25 protein-coding genes are annotated in these 20,530 nt (G+C 64.0%); 9 read left to right on the top strand and 16 right to left on the bottom strand.

The window, feature by feature from the left end; translation table 11 throughout:
• Positions 1–12 precede the first annotated feature (12 nt).
• On the top strand, positions 13–528 hold the full coding sequence (locus LSQ66_RS22270) for a peroxiredoxin family protein (RefSeq protein WP_231767350.1): 516 nt from the start codon (positions 13–15) through the stop codon (positions 526–528).
• 93 nt (positions 529–621) lie between these two features.
• On the opposite strand, the gene LSQ66_RS22265 is transcribed toward LSQ66_RS22270, so the two are convergent.
• The 12 genes from LSQ66_RS22265 to yfcF all read right to left on the bottom strand — a co-directional run bounded on the left by LSQ66_RS22265 (position 622) and on the right by yfcF (position 7,769).
• A complete protein-coding gene (locus tag LSQ66_RS22265; RefSeq protein ID WP_231767349.1) occupies positions 622–834 on the bottom strand; it encodes a FitA-like ribbon-helix-helix domain-containing protein in 213 nt (70 codons plus the stop codon).
• Between the two features lie 113 nt (positions 835–947).
• Complete coding sequence (locus LSQ66_RS22260) at positions 948–1,217, bottom strand: hypothetical protein (protein ID WP_231767348.1); 270 nt, start codon at positions 1,215–1,217, stop codon at positions 948–950.
• A 60-nt stretch (positions 1,218–1,277) separates the two neighbouring features.
• Entirely contained in the window at positions 1,278–1,574 is a 297-nt protein-coding gene (locus LSQ66_RS22255) for a hypothetical protein (protein ID WP_231767347.1), read from the bottom strand.
• 39 nt (positions 1,575–1,613) lie between these two features.
• Positions 1,614–2,066, bottom strand: a complete 453-nt coding sequence (locus LSQ66_RS24825) for a DUF4279 domain-containing protein (RefSeq protein WP_407659544.1) — start codon at positions 2,064–2,066, stop codon at positions 1,614–1,616.
• Between the two features lie 285 nt (positions 2,067–2,351).
• On the bottom strand, positions 2,352–2,699 hold the full coding sequence (locus tag LSQ66_RS22250; protein WP_231767346.1) for a YbbC/YhhH family protein: 348 nt from the start codon (positions 2,697–2,699) through the stop codon (positions 2,352–2,354).
• Between the two features lie 217 nt (positions 2,700–2,916).
• Positions 2,917–3,801, bottom strand: a complete 885-nt coding sequence (locus LSQ66_RS22245; protein WP_231767345.1) for a DUF3034 family protein — start codon at positions 3,799–3,801, stop codon at positions 2,917–2,919.
• 10 nt (positions 3,802–3,811) lie between these two features.
• Positions 3,812–4,276, bottom strand: coding sequence for a group I truncated hemoglobin (locus LSQ66_RS22240; RefSeq protein ID WP_231767344.1), 465 nt, complete (start codon positions 4,274–4,276; stop codon positions 3,812–3,814).
• Positions 4,276–4,701 (bottom strand): PaaI family thioesterase, encoded by a 426-nt coding sequence (locus tag LSQ66_RS22235; RefSeq protein WP_231767343.1) that lies wholly within the window; start codon positions 4,699–4,701, stop codon positions 4,276–4,278. Before LSQ66_RS22235 ends, LSQ66_RS22240 begins: the two co-directional genes overlap by 1 nt.
• Before the next feature lie 12 nt (positions 4,702–4,713).
• Positions 4,714–5,385, bottom strand: coding sequence for a uracil-DNA glycosylase (locus LSQ66_RS22230; protein WP_231767342.1), 672 nt, complete (start codon positions 5,383–5,385; stop codon positions 4,714–4,716).
• Complete coding sequence (gene lipA, locus LSQ66_RS22225; protein WP_231767341.1) at positions 5,385–6,371, bottom strand: lipoyl synthase; 987 nt, start codon at positions 6,369–6,371, stop codon at positions 5,385–5,387. Before lipA ends, LSQ66_RS22230 begins: the two co-directional genes overlap by 1 nt.
• A 38-nt stretch (positions 6,372–6,409) precedes the next feature.
• Positions 6,410–7,087, bottom strand: a complete 678-nt coding sequence (gene lipB / locus LSQ66_RS22220) for a lipoyl(octanoyl) transferase LipB (protein WP_231767340.1) — start codon at positions 7,085–7,087, stop codon at positions 6,410–6,412.
• A gap of 46 nt (positions 7,088–7,133) precedes the next feature.
• Complete coding sequence (gene yfcF / locus LSQ66_RS22215) at positions 7,134–7,769, bottom strand: glutathione transferase (protein ID WP_231767339.1); 636 nt, start codon at positions 7,767–7,769, stop codon at positions 7,134–7,136.
• A 103-nt stretch (positions 7,770–7,872) separates the two neighbouring features.
• On the opposite strand from yfcF, the gene gcvA reads away from it, so the two are divergent.
• Positions 7,873–8,775, top strand: a complete 903-nt coding sequence (gcvA, locus tag LSQ66_RS22210; RefSeq protein ID WP_231767338.1) for a transcriptional regulator GcvA — start codon at positions 7,873–7,875, stop codon at positions 8,773–8,775.
• Here the strand turns inward: gcvA and LSQ66_RS22205 are convergent.
• The 3 genes from LSQ66_RS22205 to LSQ66_RS22195 all read right to left on the bottom strand — a co-directional run bounded on the left by LSQ66_RS22205 (position 8,768) and on the right by LSQ66_RS22195 (position 12,078).
• On the bottom strand, positions 8,768–9,040 hold the full coding sequence (locus LSQ66_RS22205) for a DUF493 family protein (protein ID WP_231767337.1): 273 nt from the start codon (positions 9,038–9,040) through the stop codon (positions 8,768–8,770). The genes gcvA and LSQ66_RS22205 overlap by 8 nt on opposite strands.
• A gap of 323 nt (positions 9,041–9,363) precedes the next feature.
• Positions 9,364–11,343, bottom strand: a complete 1,980-nt coding sequence (locus tag LSQ66_RS22200; RefSeq protein WP_231767336.1) for a DUF6600 domain-containing protein — start codon at positions 11,341–11,343, stop codon at positions 9,364–9,366.
• Positions 11,344–11,436: 93 nt separating this feature from the next.
• Positions 11,437–12,078 (bottom strand): LysE family transporter, encoded by a 642-nt coding sequence (locus tag LSQ66_RS22195; protein ID WP_231767335.1) that lies wholly within the window; start codon positions 12,076–12,078, stop codon positions 11,437–11,439.
• Positions 12,079–12,184: 106 nt separating this feature from the next.
• Between LSQ66_RS22195 and LSQ66_RS22190 the strand changes: the two genes are divergently transcribed.
• Positions 12,185–13,111 (top strand): DUF808 domain-containing protein, encoded by a 927-nt coding sequence (locus tag LSQ66_RS22190; RefSeq protein WP_231767334.1) that lies wholly within the window; start codon positions 12,185–12,187, stop codon positions 13,109–13,111.
• A 58-nt stretch (positions 13,112–13,169) separates the two neighbouring features.
• Positions 13,170–13,577: an inner membrane protein YiaA gene (gene yiaA / locus LSQ66_RS22185; protein WP_231767333.1), complete on the top strand. Its 408-nt coding sequence runs from the start codon at positions 13,170–13,172 to the stop codon at positions 13,575–13,577.
• On the opposite strand, the gene LSQ66_RS22180 is transcribed toward yiaA, so the two are convergent.
• A complete protein-coding gene (locus tag LSQ66_RS22180; protein ID WP_307730232.1) occupies positions 13,578–13,883 on the bottom strand; it encodes a TfoX/Sxy family protein in 306 nt (101 codons plus the stop codon).
• A 145-nt stretch (positions 13,884–14,028) separates the two neighbouring features.
• On the opposite strand from LSQ66_RS22180, the gene LSQ66_RS22175 reads away from it, so the two are divergent.
• The 5 genes from LSQ66_RS22175 to ccoS are packed head-to-tail and all read left to right on the top strand — an operon-like array spanning position 14,029 to position 20,459.
• On the top strand, positions 14,029–15,663 hold the full coding sequence (locus LSQ66_RS22175) for a methyl-accepting chemotaxis protein (protein WP_231767331.1): 1,635 nt from the start codon (positions 14,029–14,031) through the stop codon (positions 15,661–15,663).
• A 25-nt stretch (positions 15,664–15,688) separates the two neighbouring features.
• Positions 15,689–17,128, top strand: coding sequence for an oxygen-independent coproporphyrinogen III oxidase (hemN, locus tag LSQ66_RS22170; RefSeq protein ID WP_231767330.1), 1,440 nt, complete (start codon positions 15,689–15,691; stop codon positions 17,126–17,128).
• A gap of 7 nt (positions 17,129–17,135) precedes the next feature.
• Positions 17,136–17,873 (top strand): sulfite exporter TauE/SafE family protein, encoded by a 738-nt coding sequence (locus LSQ66_RS22165; RefSeq protein ID WP_231767329.1) that lies wholly within the window; start codon positions 17,136–17,138, stop codon positions 17,871–17,873.
• Positions 17,852–20,299 carry a heavy metal translocating P-type ATPase gene (locus LSQ66_RS22160; protein ID WP_231767328.1) on the top strand — a complete coding sequence of 816 codons (2,448 nt, stop codon included), beginning with the start codon at positions 17,852–17,854 and terminating at the stop codon, positions 20,297–20,299. The genes LSQ66_RS22165 and LSQ66_RS22160 overlap by 22 nt, the downstream gene beginning before the upstream one ends.
• Positions 20,300–20,303: 4 nt before the next feature.
• A complete protein-coding gene (ccoS, locus tag LSQ66_RS22155; protein ID WP_231767327.1) occupies positions 20,304–20,459 on the top strand; it encodes a cbb3-type cytochrome oxidase assembly protein CcoS in 156 nt (51 codons plus the stop codon).
• Positions 20,460–20,530: the final 71 nt, after the last annotated feature.

Raw genomic sequence — 20,530 nt, 5'->3', positions numbered from 1 at the left:
TATAATAAGCCCATGACGACGCCGACCTCCAAAGCCTGGATCAAACCTGCCATTGCAGCCCTTGTACTGGCGGGCGTCGGCGTGGCCGCTTACTTCTCGCTGAATAAGCACAGCAGCGCGCCCGAGGTGACCTTCATCGGCATCAAGGGCGAGCGCATCACGCCGGACAGCCTCAAAGGCAAGGTCGTGATGGTGAACTTCTGGGCCACCTCCTGCACCACCTGCGTGGCCGAGATGCCCGAGATGGTCGACACGTACAACAAGTACAAGTCGCAGGGCCTGGAGTTCGTGGCGGTGGCAATGAAGTACGACGCCCCCAACTACGTGGTCAACTTCACCGAAACCCGCCAGCTGCCCTTCAAGGTCGCCCTGGACGTGACCGGCGAAGCCGCCAAAGCCTACGGCGACGTGGCCATGACCCCTACCACCTTCGTCATCGACAAGGACGGTAAAATCCTCAAGCGCTACGTCGGCAAGCCCGAATTCGCGGCGCTCCACAAGCTGCTGGAAAAGGCCCTGCAGGGCTGATTCACTAAAACGAATTCAGCACCTTCAGCGGCACTTCTCTCTTTGCGGGTGCTTCACTGATGACGTTGGTATCGATCAGACACATCACCGATCTTAACTCCTGCGTACGTCAAAGTCCGCGTCCTCCCCGACATTGGGCATGCTTGCAAGGACATCCGCAACACTGCGACGGGGTGGCCGCTTAAGCGCCGCCCTCAGGATCTCGTGGTGCTCAGCCTCCGCGCTTCTACCATTGGCGGCCGCCCTTTGCTTCAGAGCAAGCGCAACCTCCTCCTCCACGTTGCGCACTACTAAGTTCGTTGCCATGGAAACCTCGCAAATGCAATCAATGATTGCATCATGCATGGCGGCTCATGGCGATGCAAACGACCCCACCACGCGTTTCCGGCGGTGAGCTTCTCGGTCACCTCCGGCCCCAGTTATGGGGTCGGTTCACAATCGTCCGGCAGAATCCCCGGAACCCAGAAGCCAAGCTGCGCTAGCATATGCATCGGCAGGACGAGCCCCAGCCAGATCAAAACCAGCCCGATGCCCATCAAAGCTGCCGCCAGGTATGGTTCGTTCGCCGGCTCTACCCAAGCGAACGCGAGGGGCACCAGAAGCACTAATGCTCCTAGGAGAAAAAAAATAAATCTCCCACAATGCACTGCGGCGGGTGAGACTTCTTCTAAAGGAATGTGCTCAGCCATCGCGTTCCCGTCCTTTGTTCAAAGATAGTCCGCTGGCAGCCTGACATAGGCTTCAATCTACTAGCTGAAACGTACAACCAGTGTGTCACGCTCCATGTGCCAGCTGGGGAGCAATTTTTCGAAACTTGCCCGTACACATACTCCCCAGAAAAGGGGAGTAATTACAGCAAGCGGTATCAGTTTCAGGTTGTTAGCCCGTCGGCGTTCTGAATCGCTGGAGCTAAGAAAGATCGGCAGCGCCTTTGATATAACGTGCCGCTTCCAGCCTCGGATGCTCACTGAGAAAGGCTGTTTGGCGAAGATTGCTGCCATGGCAGCATCTTCAAAGTTTCTGCTGTGATAATTGATCAGCTTCATCAACGAGCTTATCTGCCTGCCATGGAAAAACCAGTCGATTCATGACGATTCATTGCTAAAGTAGACGTCCCACCATATATCGACATTCAGTCGTGCGAGCTCCCTTATCTGGGGAGGGCTAAGAATTGGGCCTCCCTGGCCTTTCGACAGCCATAGACACGAAATATCTATCTCCGCGCCACCCAGTTGCAACTGTGCCAGTTGGACCGACTTCTCACCAATTCTGGAGACTATCCAATCGACATGTCTCCGGGTATCTCGTGAGTCCACTGCATCTTCACTGCTAAGAAACCAGCCATGGGCCCTGCGCTTTGTGCCTCGGCCATCCTGGGACTCTCCCTTCTCAAAACAGCTGGAGGCCTGGATGCCCAGTAGCTCCGTTATGGCGCCGGGATCAATGCTATCGGAGAATATTCTCAGTACTGCGTAGGTCTGTTCACAGGTAGGAAAATCGTCGTCCTGGCCCTGCTTTGGTTTGGAGTTCGCAATCATTTCGCACCAATCCGCTGTAGCACAAGGCGCAACAGCAATATTGCCGAGCAGCTTGCCCTTGCTTGCCTCTGCTTCTCGTTGATCGCGTCGGCAAGCTCAGCAGCTGAGCATTCGCGGCCCAGAGTCAGGCCACATGTCGCCGCTTAGTCGCTCAACACGGCGATCACTTTCTCCGCATACTTTTGATCGGCGTCTGCAAGCTGAACGCTCATGCGATTCTGGCGAACCACGGTAAATGCCAATGGTCGCCCTTCGATGTCGAAGTCTCGAAGTGGTCCCCGTCCCTCACCGGTAATGGATCATTCGCAGTATCCGCCCATCGCGTTTGGAAATCTCAATCTCAAACGTGCCACCGAACAAGGCGTTTTTCGGGAAGGTGCCCTCTACCATCCATACCCCACGTGTAAGCGTGACCTTAAACGGTTTCTGGTCGTCGATCACCTGTTTGCCATAAACAGGTACGAGAACCGCATAGGCGATCTGCTCGGCTACCAATTCATTTGGTACATATCCTTCCGGTGGCCGATAGGTTTCCCGACCACTAGGTTTCATCGACTGAGCGCTTACAAACTGGGCGACTGCGAGGCAAGCCAGAAATGCATACCCCCTTTGTGCGAACGTTCGATTTCTCATGCAATCCTTCTTCTCCACTGTAATGCGAGCGCCACCGCGTATTTAGCTCACATTGTGAATAAGTCCAGTTCGCCGTCCAGTTTCCGCAATTTACGTCGCTCCACCATCGACAAAAGTTTCCTGATGGAACCATTCTACTTGGTGATTTCGCCGGGAAGTCTCTCGAATTGTCACTGCCAATTATTTTTCCCGGTGCGTCGAAACGCCCCCTCGAAGTTTAAAACCCGGCTTGCGCGGACAGGTAGATGCCCTTCTGCTTTTTCGGGTTGAAGGTAGTGATGTCGCCGAGCTGGGCGTAGGCGGCGGTCAGCGAGAAGTGCTTGGTGGGGAACCAGGCGATGAAGACGTCGGAGTAGGCTTTTTCGTGGTCCACGCCGAGGTTGTGGGGTTTGCGGCGGTATTCGGCGCCCAGCGCCAGCTTGCGGGTCAGGAGGTAGGCGGCTGACACTTCCGGCATCACTCTGCGCCCGCTGTGCTGGTCGCCGCCAAAGCCGAGAAGGCCCATCTGGTTGGCGCGGGTGGAGCGCAGGGTACCGTTCAGCAGCAGGCTGTATTCGAGCATCAGCTTCGTCGCCGATACGTAGACGTCGTAGCCGCTGTCGTCCTTCGCGCCGAGCTGGGTGACCTTCGTGACGCCCAGCGCGCCCAGGCCGTCCACGCCCTTGTTCTTCTTGTACATGACGCCCACCGCAATCTGCGGCAGGAGGCTGTCCTGCTCGTAGACTGCATCGCCCGCCACGCGCAGCTTGAGGCCGACGATGTCCTGCTTGATGCGGAGCTGGTCGAGGGGCGCCAGCTCGCCCTTGAAGTCCTGCTTCGCCAGCGAGAGTTCCACGCGGTCCGCAATGCCGACGGCCACGCCGTAGCTGCCGAGGGAGTAGTCCTGCGTTTTCACGTGCGTGTAGTGGGCGTTGGCGCCCCAGCTGTCGCGCGTGCCGTAGCCGGTGATCAGCGCCCACGGTGTGAGGCCTCCGCCGCCGGCGCCTTCGATCTGGCTTACGCCGCCGGTCGCCAGCAGCTTCGCGGAATCGGGCATGGACTGCGCCTGCGCGCCGCCGCCCAACGTCAGGATGCACAGCGCCAGCAGCGTTTTCGGATTCATGGTTGTCGGCCTATTTGGTGACGATGTCGCGCCGCATGGGCGCGAGCTTGGCGAGCAGCTTGTTGGCGATGTGGTTCGGTACGTCGTTGCGCTCCATCGCGAGCTGCAGGTCTTCCGCCAGTGCGTTGAACTGGGCGTCGGTGATCTGGAGGTCCTGGTGCACCGTTTGCATGTCGCGCACGGTGCCCACGCCGTCCATGGTCCTGTCGCGGTATTTACCGGTGTATTTGCAGGGGCCGCCCGCGAATTCGCAGAGCTGCTCGACCAGCCGCACCTTTACCTGCTTGATGTCGAAGTCGGCGAAGGTGTCCTTGATGCGCGGGTCGGCGAGGACGATGGGGAAGAAGGTGTCGATAATGCGCTCGATACCGTCCTTGCCGCCAAGGCCGCGATAGGTGGTGTCGTCCTTGTACGGCGTCTGGGCCAGCGCCAGGGTGGATGCCAGCAGCAGGCTGGCGGCGAGCGCTTTTTTCATCACTGTTTTGGGTACAGGACCATCTGGGTGCAGCGGAAGAGGGCGAGCGTTTTGCCCGTTGCCTTGTTAATGACGTTCGCGTCCCATACCTGCGTGGTGCGGCCAAGGTGGACGGCTTTCGCGGTCACGGCAATCACGCCTTCGCGCGCCGTGCCGAGGTGGTTCGATTTCAGTTCAACCGTGGTGAAGTTGTTCGCGCCTTCCGGCAGATGGGCAAAACAGGCGTAGCCGCAGGCCGTGTCGGCCAGCGTGACGATGGTGCCTGCATGCAGGTAGCCGTTTGGCGCGAGGTGATGGGGAGCGATTTCAATCTCGGCACTGAGTTCGCCTGTATCGGCGCCGGTGACGCGGATGCCCAGGTATTCGGGCAGTTTGCCTTTGCCGAAGGTGTTGAAGTAGTCGAGATTGAATTTGGTCTTGTCCATGGTCTGCTCTGATTAGGCCCAGCGAATCGGTTCCTGCCCATGCGCAGCGAGGTAGGCGTTGGCGCGCGTGAAGGGCTTGCTGCCGTAGAAGCCGCGGTGCACCGACAGGGGGGAAGGGTGCGGCGAAGTGATGACGAGGTGCTTGCTCGTGTCGATCAGGGCCTTCTTGGAAATGGCGTAGCTGCCCCACAGGATGAACACGATGTGCTCGCGCTCTTCCGAGAGGGCGCGGATGGCGCAGTCGGTGAAGTTCTCCCAGCCCCGCTTTGCATGCGAGCCCGCTTCGCCCGCGCGCACGGTGAGCACGCTGTTCAGCAGGAAGACGCCCTGTTCGGCCCAGTCGGAGAGATCGGTGCGCGTGCGGCGCACGCCCGTGTCGCTCTCGATCTCCTTGAAGATGTTCTGAAGGCTGGGCTGCGGGCGGTTGCCCTCGGGGACCGAGAAGCAGAAACCCATGGCCGCGCCGGGCGTGTGGTAGGGGTCCTGGCCGAGAATGACGACCTTCACCTTGTCGAAAGGCGTGAGGTCGAAGGCGCGGAAAATGTGCTTGCCCGGCGGGCAGCAGTGCGTTGCCGCGTATTCGCCCTTGACGAAGCCGGACAGCTCCTGCCAGTACGCCTTCACGAACTCCGGTGCGAGCCGCGCCTTCCAGGTGGGCTCGATCCGGACGCTGTCCTCGCCCATTACGCCGATTCGAGCAGGTTATGCGCCTGCTCGTCGGCGTGGTAGGAGCTGCGCACCATGGCGCCGACGGCGGCGTGGCCGAAGCCCATCTTGTAGGCTTCTTCCTCGAACATCTTGAAGGTGTCAGGGTGCACGTAGCGGCGCACCGGCAGGTGGCTGTTGGACGGCGCCAGGTACTGGCCGATGGTAAGCATGTCGATGTCGTGCTCGCGCATGTCGCGCATCACCTGCAGAATCTCTTCGTCCGTTTCGCCCAGGCCCACCATGAGGCCGGACTTGGTCTTCACGTGCGGGTACATGGCCTTGAAGTCCTTCAGCAGCTTCAGGGAGTGCAGGTAGTCCGCACCGGGACGCGCTTCCTTGTACAGGCGCGGCACGGTTTCGAGGTTGTGGTTCATCACGTCCGGCAGGCCGTCCGCGAAGATGTTGAGGGCCTTTTCCAGGCGGCCGCGGAAATCCGGCACCAGCACTTCGATCTGGGTCTTGGGCGACAGTTCCTTGGTCTTCGTGATGCACTCGACGAAGTGGGCGGCGCCGCCGTCGCGCAGGTCGTCGCGGTCAACGGAGGTGATGACCACGTAGCTCAGGCGCAGCTTGGCGATGGTGTTAGCGAGGTTCGTGGGCTCGTTCACATCCAGCGGATCGGGGCGGCCGTGGCCCACGTCGCAGAAGGGGCAGCGGCGGGTGCACTTGTCGCCCATGATCATGAAGGTCGCCGTGCCCTTGCCGAAGCATTCGCCGATATTCGGGCAGCTCGCTTCCTCGCACACGGTCACCAGCTTGTTCTCGCGCAGGATGTCCTTGATCTCGTAGAAGCGGCTGGAGGCGGAAGCGGCCTTCACGCGAATCCATTCCGGCTTTTTCAGGCGCTCCACCTGCTCGACCGGCACGATCTTGATGGGGATGCGCGAGGTCTTGCTGGCGCCTTTCTGCTTTTCGCTCGGGTTGTAAGCGGCGGCAGTGCTGGAAGGGTTTTCGGTAGTCATAAGCTGCTTGCCCTCGCGGGCTTTTCAAGTGAATTCGGTCAGGCGGCGGCGGCTTCCACCTCGTGCAGCAGCCGCACCAGCTCCTGCGCCAGCGCGTCCTGCACGTCCGCCAGCGGCGCATCGACGCCCATGCTGCGCATGTCGATGGTTTCCAGGCCGGCGTAGCCGCATGGGTTAATCCAGGTAAAAGGCGACAGGTCCATCGCCACGTTCAGCGATACGCCGTGATAGGTGCAGCCGTTGCCGCGCACCTTCAAGCCCAGCGCGGCGATCTTGGCGCCCTTTTTCGGGCCGCCGGCGATATAGATGCCCGGCGCGCCTTCGATGCGTTCGCCCGCAAGATTATACGCCGCCAGCACGTTGATGATTGCCTGTTCGATCTTGTGCACGAACTGGCGGGCGTAGAGCTTCCCGCCCGGCTTGTTGCGGCGCAGGTCCATCAGCAGGTAAATCACCACCTGGCCGGGACCGTGGAAGGTCACTTCGCCGCCGCGGTCCGTCTGCACCACGGGAATGGCCGACGCGCCCGCCAGCAGGTGGCCGCGGTCGGCGCCCAGGCCCAATGTGAACACGGGGGGATGCTCGACAATCCACAGCTCGTCGGGCGTGTCCGCCGTGCGCGCGTCGGTGAAGGCGCGCATGGCGGCGAAGGTCGGTTCGTAGTCTGCTTGGCCGAGATGGCGGATCACCGCTGGCTCGGGACGGGTCGTGGACATGGGCACATTGCGTTGTTCGATGCCCCGTCATTATAAGTCAGCCCGGCTATTCCTTCCCGCTGGCGGCGGTGATGTTCTTTAGCCAAGCTTGCAGGGAAGGCCGTTGCCACTGGTGCTCCACGTAGGCGCGCACCTTTTCCGGCACCGGGTCGCCGTTCTTCACGAGGCGCGAGAGCATGACGGCGAACTCGGTATCGGCGATGCACCAGTCGCCGAACAGGTTGGGACCTTGCAGCAGGCGCTCGGCAGCGGCGAGCAGCTTGTCCGCCGCGTCCTGCGCCGCTTGCGACAAGGGCTTGTCCGTGGGTTCGTAGAATACGTTCCAGGTACTGCGTTCCTGGCGCAAGGCGCCAAGGTCGCTGCGCAGCCAGGCTTGGATCTGGCGCGCCCGGCCACGCTGCTGCACGTCCGCCGGGAAAAGGGCGCGGTACTGGGGTGCGGGGAACATCTCTTCGACATATTCGACGATGGCGCTCGATTCCGTCAGGTAGAAGTCCGCATGCTTCAGGCAGGGCACCCGGGCCGTCAGCGCCAGCTCGCGGTATGGCGCACGCAGCTGCTCGCGCTCTTCCAGGTTCACCGTGCGCATCTCGAAGCGCAGTTCCTTTTCCAGCAGCGCCACATAGGACGAGAGGACGTAGGGACTGGTGAACTGGCTGTCCGCATAGAGCGTAAGGTGCATGGTGGCCTCCGGCATGATTTGAAATCGGTTCACAATGCTAAGCCTTGTCCATGCCGCGCCAAAGCGATATATTTTGGCCATCCTTGATAATTTTTCTCACAAGATGAGCGACCTGAGGCGCATGCCGAACCTCTCCGCCCTGCGCGCTTTCGAAGCGGCGGCCCGCCACCAGAACTTCTCGCGCGCTGCCGAGGAGCTGCACTTGACCCATGGCGCCATCAGCCACCAGGTGCGCGGGCTGGAGCAGGAACTGGGACTGGCCCTGTTCGAGCGCAAGGGACGGCAGGTGCGCGTGACCGAGGAAGGAGCCCGCTTCGCGGCGACCCTGGCGCGGGCCTTGGGCGAGATCGCATCGGCGGCAGAAGCGCTGCGCCAGCGCGGGCAGAATCTCCGGCTGACCGTGTCCTCGGTGCCCTCTTTCGCGGCGCGCTGGCTGGCGCCCCGGCTGGGGCAGTTCATCGAGCGGCATCCCGAAATCGAGGTGGTGCTGCAGGCCAGCAGCCACCTGCAGGACCTGGCGAGAGAGGGAATCGACGTGGGCATCCGGTGGGGCCGGGGCCGCTATCCGGGCCTGATGGCGGAGCGCCTGATGGGGGACGTTTATTATCCCGTTGTGAGCCCTCACTATCGAGGCGGGCAGCTGCCTGTCTCGCCAGAGGAACTGGCGCAGGCCACCCTGCTGCGCTCGAACGAACCCTGGCTGCCCTGGTTCCGGGCGGCGGGGCTGGATCTGCCGGAGCCCTCCGGCGGGGTGATGTTCGAGGACCTGTCGATGCTGATCCGCTCGGCGGTGGACGGCGACGGCGTGGCGCTGGTGCGCCACGTGGTGGCGCGGCAGGAGATTGCGGCGGGCCAGCTGCGCCGGCTGTTCGGCATTTCGGTGCCCAGCCCGGACGACTACTACTTCGTGACGCCGCCGGGCGCGGCAGCGAAGCCGCAAGTGCGTGCCTTCCGCGAGTGGCTCGATGCCGAGCTCGCGGCTTTCGGCGCGGCCGACCTTACATGACGATCTTCACCATGGGGTGGCCGGACAGTTCGGTGTACAGCGCGTCGAGCTGCTCGCGGCTGGTGGCGCGCACCACCACCGTCAGGCCAGTGTAGTTGCCCTTGGCCGAAGGCCGGGTTTCCATTTTGCCTTCGTGGAAGGTGGGGTCGTGCTTGACGCACACTTCCAGGATCGTGGCGGCAAAGGCGTCATGCGTCGGACCCATCACCTTGATCGGGAAGTCGCTCGGGTACTCGATGAGGGACTCGGAGGGAGGGATCGCCATGTTATTTCCAATCGTGAACAATGAAGAAGGCGCGAGCGGATCGCGCATACCGGTATTGTAACGCCGTCCGGCGCCGGATAAAAAAAGGCCAGCCCGAGGGCTGGCCATAAAAACTATTTCCACGGGATTCGGGAAAATAGTCGGGACACCGGTAGCATCACGAGAACTTCCCTGGGTTGCGGACACTGTAGCTGTCCTGTCTTTCCCGAAGTTCCCAGCATTGCACGATTACACTTTAGTGAGTGTAGGCATGCCGGGCTACCGCTTTGTGACAAAGTGCGCAAATCGCAGGCTGAACGACCAAAAATTGCGGCTGGACGGTATTACTCCCGGTCACGTTCGCCGTTCTTGGATACGCCCCGTCGCTCCCGCCGCTCCCGGACATCCTGCTGCGCAGGCGGCGCGGCTTGCGGCTGGACTGCCTGCGGCGGCTGGGCGCGCTGGAAGGGGGCCGGGGCGGGCTGCGGCTGGGGCTGCATCTGAGCTTGTGGCTGTTGAGGCTGTGGCTGTATTTGCGGGCGCTGGGCCATGCGCTCCTCCACACGCTGGCGCCGCTCCTCGAGCATGTGCTGGCGGCGCTCTTCCATCTGCTGGCGCCGGTCCGCTCCTTCCTGGATGGCAGGACGCGCCTGCAGGATACCCGGCTGTGGAACAGGCGCAGGGGCCTGGGACTGGACCTGGGGCGCCACCGGATTGGTTTGCAGCGGCTGCACCGGATTGGTGCGCGGGCCGCTGTGACGCCAGTCGCCCGCGTCGCGCACGCCGTCGCCGTTGCGGTCGAAGCGGCTGCGGTCGGGCACGCCGTCCCCGTTGAGGTCGCGCGAGGGGGGCACGGCCATGCTGCGGTCGCGGATGCCATCGCCGTTGCGGTCGCGGGTGGTGATTACGTTGCGGTCGGGCACGCCGTCGCCGTTCCGGTCGCGGGTCGAGATCGGGTTACGGTCAGGAATGCCATCCCCGTTGCGGTCGCGCGGGGTGCCGACGATGCGGTCCGGAATGCCGTCGTGGTTGCGGTCGCGCTGGAAGCGGTCGGGTACGCCGTCGCGGTTGCGGTCGATGCCCGCCGGCACCGGGGGCGTGGCCACTGGCGCCGTCACCAGCGCATTCGGCGCCACGGTAACGCGCTGGGCGCGGTCTACCTGCACGGTATGGCGGCGGTCGAAACGGTCGTGCGGGAGCACGGTCACGCCGTCGCGGCGGCCGTCGTGATTGCGGTCGCGCCAGCGTTCATTGCCCCGGTAGGTCCAGCCCAGGCGGTGCTCATGGTCGGGTGAAACTCGGTAGGTGGGAACGAAGCGGTCGCGCGGGGTGAGCGGATACCAGCCGATGCCCGGGCCGCTGTGGCGGCTGCCGAAGCTGATGGACCAGTTGGCGCCGCCGACCCAGCCCACCAGCGCGGGCGCCCATACGGGACGGCCCACGAAGCGGCCCGGCGACCAGTACCAGCGGCGGTTCACCACCACCCAGCGGCCGTAGTGCGAGGGGGCATAGCCCCAGGGAGCGTTGTCCACCCAGGTCCAGCCCCAGGGCGAGATCCAGGTCCAGCGGCCGTCGCGGTAGGGCGCCCAATCGGCGGCCAGCAGGCGGGGAGTCCACAGGGGACCGTATTCTTCGTTGACGGTCCAGCTGCCATAGCGGTCCAGTTCTTCGTAGCCGGTAACCTCGTCCGGAATGTAGCGGGTGGCGATGGCGGCATCGGTGCGCTTGTCGCGGCCCTGCACCCATTCGTCGAAGCCGTCGGCGCGTGCGAGCGCGGTGAACACATCGTCGCCGCGCACTTCGCCGCGCTTCCCGGCGCGCAGGTTGAGCAGCGTGCCGGCGCCGTCCACCTGGGCCGCGCCGAAGAAGACGGAGACTGAGGTGGTGTCCACGGCCCGCTCGGCATCCACGCGCAGCATGCCCGGCTCCGTCATCACGATGCGGGCCTGGGGCGTGGTGAGTTCGAATTCGCCCAGCATCTCGGGAGCGCGCAGGCGCACGCTGGCCGAACCGTAGTTCAGGCGCAGGCGCAGGCTGTCGTCGTCCAGCTCCACCACCTCCAGGTCGGAATCCCCGTCCAGCCATATGGCGGCGGAGCCGACGCGGAATTCGGTGCGTGCACCGCGCGCCGTGGTCAGGTGGTTGCTGCTGGTGACGGGCCAGTTCAGGAGGGGGCCGGTATCCTCGTCGCCATCCGTCTGGAGCGTAACCTTGCCTTCGACGGCCGAAATGCGCCCCACACGGCTTGGCGGGTCGGCCAGCGCGAAGGAGGAAACAGCCACGAGGGCCAGAAGCAGGACGAAATGCACGGCTTTGCGGGACATTGGAGAGACTCCTTGAGTTTTCTCCATTAAACGCCCATTGCCCGGAACGCGCCGACGCCGGTTACAAACTTTTTCACATGCCGGAATATCCGGTCAGCTGTGGGCGCCGCGCTTGACGAAGAAGAGGGCCGTGCCCACGGCCATCAGCAGGCCGCCGAACACGCGGTTCTGGCGCTTCATTGCGCGCACGTTGCGGAACAGGCCCTGCATGGTGGACGCCAGCAAGGCGTAGCCGTGCATCACGGTGACATCCACCACCAGCATGGTCGCGGCCAGGATCGCCAGCTGGGGCAGGAGAGGCTGGCCCTGGGTGATGAACTGCGGCAGAACGGCCACCATGAAGATGATGCCCTTGGGGTTGGTGGCGTTGGTGAGGAAGCCGGTGAGGAAGCGCTTGCGCAGCGAGGGCAGTTCGGCCTGCGCCGCCACGCCCGGGCCGCCGCCTTCGCTCACCTTGGCGCGCCACTGGCTCAGGCCCAGGTAGATCAGGTACACGGCGCCCACCGATTTCACGACGTTGAAGGCGAGTTCGGAGGCCAGGAGCAGCGAGCCAACTCCGGCGCCCGCGATGAAGAGGATCAGCAGAATGCCCGCCTGCAGTCCCATGATGGTGCCGCTGGCCTTGCGCACGCCGTAGGAGAGGCCGTGCGACATCGACAGCACTGCGCCGGACCCCGGCGAGAGGGCGATCACGATGGAGGAAACAAGGAAGGCGAGCCAGGTAGCGAAACTCATGATGGGTCCTGCGGGTAGTGGAAGGCCATTGTAGCCCGGGAATTGCGCCACCGCTGGAGCCGCTAAGGTAAGATTGTCTGTCTTTCCACTTTACGGAGTTTGCCTCATGGCCGGTAGCAGCCTGCTTGCACTGATCGACGATATCGCGTCCATCCTGGACGACGTGGCTGCCATGAGCAAGGTGGCCGCGAAGAAGACGGCCGGTGTACTGGGCGACGACCTGGCCCTGAATGCGCAGCAGGTGTCCGGCGTGGACGCGGACCGCGAACTGCCCGTGGTGTGGGCGGTGGCCAAGGGTTCGCTCCTCAACAAGGCGATCCTGGTGCCCGCCGCGCTGGCCATCAACGCCATCGCTCCCTGGGCCGTGACGCCCCTGCTGATGCTCGGCGGCGCCTATCTGTGCTTCGAAGGCTTCGAGAAGCTGGCGCACAAATATCTGCACACGCCCGAGGAAGACGCGCAGCATCACGCGGAACTTGCGGCGGCGGTGGCCGATCCGGATGTGGACCTGGTGGCACTGGAAAAGGAAAAGATCAAGGGCGCCGTGCGCACCGACTTCATTCTGTCCGCCGAAATCATCGTGATCGCCCTGGGTACGGTGGCGGCCGCGCCCTTCACGCAGCAGGTGGTGGTGCTCGTAGGGATCGCGCTGCTGATGACGGTGGGCGTGTACGGCCTGGTGGCGGGCATCGTGAAGATGGACGACGCGGGCTTTTACCTGACCCGCAACAACGGCCGCTTCGCGGGCCTGGGACGCCTGCTGCTCGCGGCGGCGCCGAAACTCATGAAGTTCCTCTCCGTGGCAGGCACGGTGGCCATGTTCATGGTCGGCGGCAGCATCCTGACCCACGGCCTGCCCGGCGCGCACGACATCATCCACCATGCCACGGAAGCCGTGCACGCGGTGCCCGGTGCTGGCGTGGTGGTCTCCAGCGTGATCGACGCGGTGGTGGGCGTGATCGCGGGCGCTATCGTGCTGGGTGTGGTGACGGTAGTGCAACGCCTGCTGAGCGGCATCAAGGGCAAGCGCTGATTCTTTTGCTCCAATGAAAACCCCGGCAATTGGCCGGGGTTTCTTTCAAGGAGAGCATATGGCCGCCACATCCCAACACCCTTCCAGCGCCTTCGCTGGCGCAACCTGGGCCGCGCTGCTGGCCGGCACCCTGACCTACTTCGTCGGGCTGTGGAACGCCGGCATGCAGCTGAACGAAAAGGGCTACTACTTCACCATCCTGATGTATGGCCTGTTCTCGGCGGTCTCGTTGCAGAAGTCGGTTCGCGACCGGCTGGAAGGCCTGACGGTCAGCAGCCTGTATTTCGGCCTGTGCTGGACGTCCACGCTGCTGGCGCTGCTCCTGCTCCTTGTGGGTTTGTGGAACGCGTCGATAACACTCAGCGAAAAGGGCTTTTTCGGCATGTCGTTTGCTCTGAGCCTGTTTGCCGCGGTCGTCCTGCAGAAAACTGTGCGGGACAGTGCTGGCGCCGCCCCCGCAAACTGATCATTTTTTCTTTTTGGGCTTGGGCAGCGGCAGTTCCGCTGCCGTGATGCGGCACAGCTCGCTGAGCCAGGCGCTGTCTTCGCACTGGTCGCCGGGGATGAGGAAGTAGGGCTTGGCCTGCGGGAAGGGCTGCACCATCTCCGGCTCGCCGATATAGGCCTTTCCCGCCGCCGTGGGCTTCATGAACAGCTGGTCGTCGCAGACCACGGCGAACATCTTGCCGTCCAGGTAAACCCCGTATTCCCCAAACATCTTCTTCGCGGTCACGCCGCCCGCCCCGTGCATCTGGTCAAGAATGAAATCCATCGTGCTCTGGTGCGATGCCATCGTTTATGCCTACCTTTTCTAAGATGGGGAATTTTGATCTACATCAATGATTTTGAAGGTGCCGCTCCGTAAACTGGATCCTGAAGATATTGCATTGAAGCAATAAAACGGAAGGAGCAGCAGCGTGCGCAACAATTTGCCGGTCATCAATCGCGAAGTCGACATCGACGAGGATCAAGCCATTGTCTCGAAAACTGATCTGGATGGCAACATTACCTATGTAAACCCCTATTTCGTCCAGATCAGCGGTTTCTCGGAGGCCGAGCTGCTGGGCGCGCCGCAGAATATCGTGCGCCATCCGGACATGCCGGTGGAAGCCTTCGCCGACCTGTGGACCACCATCCGGGCCGGCATTCCCTGGACCGGCATCGTGAAGAACCGCTGCAAGGACGGGAGCTACTACTGGGTGCGCGCAAACATCACGCCGATCCGCGACGCGGGCCGCACCGTGGGCTACATGTCCGTGCGCAGCCGCGCCGACCGCGCCCAGATCGCCGCCGCCGCCGAAGCCTACCGCGCCCTGCGCGAAGGCAAGGGCCGGGATCTCGAAATCCGCAACGGCCAGATCATCCACCGCGGCTGGCGCTCGCTGGCCGCGCGCCTGAGCCATGTGTCCCTGGCGGCGCGCATCTGGCTGGCCACGAGCGTCGTGAACACCCTGCAGCTGGCCGTGTGCATCGCGAGCCTGTTCGGCAACCAGGCCAGCGGGCCGGTACGCTACAGCATTTTCGCCGCTACCTTCATCGGCCTCCTGATCAATGTCTTCCTGTGGTGGACCCTGCGCAGCGGCGTGCTGCAGCCGCTGGGCCGCGCCCTGGAAGGCGCTCGCCGCATCGCCGCTGGCGACCTGTCCGGCTCCTTCGACACCGACAGCACCGACGAAGTGGGCCAGCTGCTGCGCGCCCTGCAGCAGATGAACAGCAACCTCATTGCCACCATCCGCGACGTGCGGGTAAACGTGGAGACCATGGCCGTGGCCACCCGCCAGATCGCGGCAGGCAATTCGGACCTTGCAGGCCGCACGGAATCGCAGGCGGCGAGCCTGGAGCGCACGGCGGCCAGCATCGACCAGTTCTCCTCCACCGTGAAAGCCAACGCGGACAACTCCATCCAGGCCAATGCGCTTGCCGTGGCGGCTTCCGACGTGGCCGAACAGGGCGGCGCCATCGTATCCGAAGTGATCGCCACGATGGACGAAATCAACAGCTCCTCGAAGAAGATCGTGGACATCATCGGCCTAATCGAAGGCATCGCCTTCCAGACCAACATCCTCGCGCTGAACGCGGCGGTGGAAGCGGCGCGCGCCGGCGAGCAGGGGCGCGGCTTTGCGGTGGTGGCGGGCGAGGTGCGCAACCTGGCGCAGCGCTCCTCCGTAGCCGCCAAGGACATCAAGCACCTGATCGATGTCTCTGTCAGCAAGGTGGGCGACGGCATGGAGCGCGCCCAGCGCGCCGGCGCCACGATGGAACAGGTGGTCAACTCGGTGAAGCAGGTCACCACCATCATGCAGGAGATCTCGGTCGCCTCGCGCGAACAGAGCCTGGGCGTGGACGAAGTGAACAAGGCCATCACGCACATGGACGAAGTGACGCAGCAGAACGCTGCCCTGGTCGAGGAAGCGGCGGCGGCCGCCAACAGCCTGGCCGAGGAAGCGGGCAGCCTGACCCAGGCCGTCAGCCTGTTCAAGTTCGGCCGCGCAAGCACGCGCTCTCCGCTGCGCAGCACCCGCGCGCCTGCCTTGAAGCGCATCGCCGCCTGAAACATCGAAAGTAGACAAGAAAATCATGAATGCCCTCGCCAGCCCCGTAGCGCCATCCGTGCAGTTCGACGCGGACCTGATCAGCAAGCTGACCATGTCCGGCCCGCGCTACACCTCCTACCCCACCGCCGACCGCTTCACGCCGGACTTCGGCTATGGGAACTTCCTCGAAGCGCTGGCCAGCCTGAAGATGCGCGGCGGACGCCGTCCCCTGTCCCTGTACCTGCACGTGCCTTTCTGCGACACCGTGTGCTACTACTGCGCCTGCAACAAGATCGTGACGAAGGACCGCAGCAAGGCCGCCACCTACCTGAGCTACCTGAAACAGGAAGTCAGCATGCAGGGCAAGCTCTTTTCCGGCATGAACCGGGTGGAGCAGCTGCACTTCGGCGGCGGCACGCCCACCTATTTCAGCGATGCCCAGATGGGGGAGCTGATGGAGCACCTGCGGCGCAACTTCGAGTTCGCGCCCGATGCGCAAGGCGAATACTCCATCGAAATCGACCCGCGCACGGTGGACCGCGAGCGCGTGCACTCGCTGCGCGCACAGGGCTTCAACCGCGTGAGCCTGGGCGTGCAGGACTTCGATCCCGAGGTGCAGCGCGCCGTCAACCGCATCCAGCCTGCGGAAGACACGATCGCCATCATGAATGCGGCGCGCGAAGCGGGCTTCCGCTCGATCAGCATCGACCTGATCTACGGCCTGCCGAAGCAGAACCTGCAGACCATGGAGCAGACGTTGTCCAAGGTCATTGTGGCCAACCCGGACCGCATCGCGCTGTACAACTACGCGCACATGCCACACCTGTTCAAGCCCCAGCGCCGCATCGCGGACGCCGACCTGCCTTCGCCCACGCTGAAGCTGGACATGCTGGCGCTCTGCATCAGCCGCCTCACGGCGGCAGGCTACGTCTATATCGGCATGGACCATTTCGCCAAGCCGGAAGACGATCTGGCCGTGGCCCAGCGCCAGGGCCGCCTGCACCGCAACTTCCAGGGCTATTCCACGCACGCGGAGATGGACCTGGTGGCCTGCGGCGTATCGGCCATCAGCGCCGTGAACGCCACCTACAGCCAGAACGTGAAGACGCTGGATGAGTACTACGAGCTGCTGGACCAGGGCAAGCTGCCCATCGCGCGCGGCTACAAGCTGGACACCGACGACCTGCTGCGGCGGATCATCATCCAGATGTTGATGTGTAACTTCGAGCTGTCCGTCGAGGCCATCGAGCAGGCCTACCCGGTGCGCTTCCGCAGCTACTTCGCGGCGGAGCTGGAAAAGCTGGCCGAGCTGGAACGCGAGGGCCTCCTGCACATGGACGAACAATGGATCACCGTGTCCCCGAAAGGCCGCCTCCTGATCCGCAATATCTGCATGGTGTTCGACCGCCACCTGAACCGCACGCGCGAAGCGGCGGCCGCCGGCGGCGAAGCGCAGCCGCTGCGCTATTCGAAAACGATCTGAGGATGTCATGAACGGGCTCAATCTGCTGCCGCTGTTTGCCGCCGGACTGGCGGGCAGCGTGCATTGTGTGGGCATGTGCGGGGGCGTCGTGGGCGCATTGAGTACGGCCGGGGGTGGGCGTATTCAGGTCGTGCGCGGCGTCCCGGCCAGCTTGCCGCCGCGGGTTCTTGCCTACAACGCAGGCCGCATCGCCAGCTATATGATCGCGGGCGCAATGGCGGGCGGACTCGCCCAGGGGGCGGCCAACATGGTGCGCATCGCGGCGGTGCAGAGCGCAGGCTACTGGCTGGCCAACGCGATGCTGCTCATGCTGGGCCTCTACCTGATGGACGCCTGGCGCGGCCTGGCCCGCGTGGAGGCCGCAGGCGCCGTGGTATGGCGCCGCGTGCAGCCAGCCATCCGCCATTTCATGCCCATGGATACGCTGCCCAAGGCCTTTGCGCTGGGCGCGCTCTGGGGATGGATTCCCTGCGGGATGGTCTACAGCGTGCTGCTGACTGCCCTGCTGAGTGGCTCCGCACTGAACGGCGCGCTGGCGATGCTCGCTTTCGGCCTCGGTACACTGCCGATGCTGCTGGCGCTGGGCGTCGCGGGCGCCCGCCTGCGTGCTGCCATGCAGCGCAAGCAGGTGCGCATTGCTGCGGGCCTTCTGGTACTGGGCTTCGGCCTGCTTGGCCTGGCACGCGCCGCCACCGGCGCCACTCACGGCTGGCTGGATGCGCTATGCCTGACGGTGCTGCCATGACCGCCGCTCCCGCGCTGCAGTCCTGCTTCCACTGCGGGCAGGACGTTCCGCCCGGCTCGCGCTGGTCAGTCGCCATCGACGGCGCACAGCACGCCATGTGCTGCCCCGGCTGCGAAGCCGTGGCCAAGGCCATCGTGGATCTTGGCCAGGCAGACTACTACCGCAACCGCAGCGCCTACGCGGCGCGGGCCGATGCGGAGGCTCCGCTCCCGTCCCAGCTGGCGCTGTACAACGATGACCCGCGCTTCGCTGGCGGCGGAGAAGAGTCCGAAGCGATACTGCTGGTGGAAGGCATCCGCTGCGCGGCCTGCGTCTGGCTGATCGAGCGCAGGCTGATGCAGCTGGACGGCGTGGTGTCGGCCTCGATGAACGTTTCCACGGAACGTCTGGCCCTGCGCTGGCACAAGGACAGAATCCAGCTGTCGGCCATCCTGCAGGCCCTGCGCCAGATCGGCTACACCGCCTTTCCCTACGACGCCGTGCGCCATACCGAGCAGCTGCGAAAGGCCAGCCGCACGCTGGGCCGCCAGCTCTTCGTGGCCGGACTGTCCATGATGCAGGTAATGATGTACGTGGCGCCGGAGTACCTGGCGGAAGACGGCACCCTCGACGCCAGCATGACGGGATTGATGCGCTGGGCCAGCCTGCTCCTGACGCTTCCCGCCATCGTGTACTCGGCACAACCCTTCCTGCGCGGCGCCTGGGCGAGCCTGCGTGCGCGCACGCTGGGCATGGACGTTCCGGTGGCGCTGGGCATTGTTGCGGCCTTCGCCGGCAGCATTGCAGCGACATGGCGCGGCAGGGGCGAAGTCTATTTCGACTCGGTCACGATGTTCATTTTCCTGCTGCTCGCCAGCCGCTATCTTGAAATGGCGGCGCGGCGCAAGGCGGCAACGGCGCTGGAACGGCTGCAGCATGCGCTGCCCGCCTCGGCCACGCTGCTTTCCGCCTGGCCTGCGCCCGGCGAAGGCCGCGTCGTTCCGGCTGCATCGCTGGCGCGCGGCGATGTCATCATGGTCAAGCCCGGCGAAACCGTCGCCGCGGACGGCGTGATTGTCGAAGGCCGCACAGCACTCGATTTCTCCCTGCTTACCGGCGAAAGCGCGCCGCAGACGAAGAGCTGCGGTGACGAAGTGCCCGGCGGCGCCGTCAACGCCAGCGCCATGGTGCTGGTGCGTGTCGAACGCAGCGCGGCCGAGAGCACATTGTCCGGCCTTCTCAAGCTGGCCGAGCGCGCAGGCAGCGCCAAACCCGCCATCGCGCAGTGGGCCGACCGCAGCGCGTCCTGGTTCGTGGCCGGGCTTCTGCTCTTCGCGCTGGCCAGCTTCGGCTTCTGGTGGTGGCAGGATGCGGCACGCGCCTGGCCAGTTGCCATTGCGGTGCTGGTGGTTTCCTGCCCTTGCGCCCTGTCGCTCGCGACACCGTCCGCACTCGCTGCCGCTACGGACAGGCTGCTGGGCAAGGGCGTGCTGATCGTGCGCCCCCATGTGCTGGAGACCCTGCACCGCGCCACCCATATCGTTTTCGACAAGACGGGCACGCTGACAACCGGCCAGCTGGCTGTGCAGCGTGCGGATACCTTCAGCGCGGCCGATGGCGCCCAGTGCGTGGCCATCGCCGCCGCGCTGGAAGCCGGGAGCGCCCACCCGATTGCGCGCGCCATTGCCGCCCATGCGGCGCAAACCGGGGCGCCCCGCCTTGCCGCTACCGGCCTGCGCGAAGTGCCGGGCCAGGGGCTGGAAGGCCAGGTCGGCGGCACCGCTTACCGGATCGGTAATGCCTCTCATGTGGCCGGAATCGCGGGATGCCTGCCGCCCTGGCGCAGCGCGCCGGATGCCGGAATGTCAACGGTCTTCCTCGGCATGCAGGGAAAATGGCTGGCCTGCTTCACGCTCAGCGACACCATCCGCGAGGACGCCCGCGCGACCCTGGACTACTTCGCCAGCCAGGGCAAGCACCTCGTCCTTCTCAGCGGAGACCGGGAGGAGCTGGTGCAGCGCATGGCGCGCGAACTGAAGATCGAGCGCGCGGAAGGTGGCTGCCTGCCGTCGGAAAAGCTGGAACTGGTGCAGGAACTGCAAAGCCGTGGCGCTGTTGTCGCCATGGTAGGCGACGGCATCAACGATGCGGCGGTGCTCAGTGCTGCCGATGTCTCCTTTGCCATGGGCAGCGGCTCTGCGCTGGCCCAGGTCAGCGCGGATACGGTGCTCCTGAACGGGCGTATCGGCGCCATCGCCGACGCGGCGCGCACCGCTTCGCGCACCATGCGCGTCATCCGCCAGAACCTGGCGTGGGCCGTGGCATACAACATCGTCGCGATTCCGGCCGCTGCCTGCGGCTGGCTCAACCCCTGGCTGTCGGGCATTGGCATGGCTGCCAGTTCCGCTGTCGTCGTCCTCAACGCGCTGCGCCTGCGCGGGAAGTGAAATTATGGAAGCCTTGTATCTGCTGGTTCCTTTGAGCGTGCTGCTGGTGTTCGGCGCAATCTGGCTATTTTTCAACGCTTCCGACACAGGCCAGTTCGACGATCTTGTCGGTCCTGCATTACGCGTTCTCCAGGACGACGACCGATCCGGAGAATTTTGATCCAGGTCAAAGATTTTTGAGGTTGGGCTCGGTAACCTTTGATGTACATCATCAAAGTGTTCTCGGGAGAA

Origin of the sequence: Massilia endophytica, from assembly GCF_021165955.1 — a bacterium.
GTDB lineage: Bacteria > Pseudomonadota > Gammaproteobacteria > Burkholderiales > Burkholderiaceae_D > Rugamonas > Rugamonas endophytica.
Note: the sequence above shows the minus strand (reverse complement) of the source record. Positions and strands in the feature narration are given on the sequence as shown.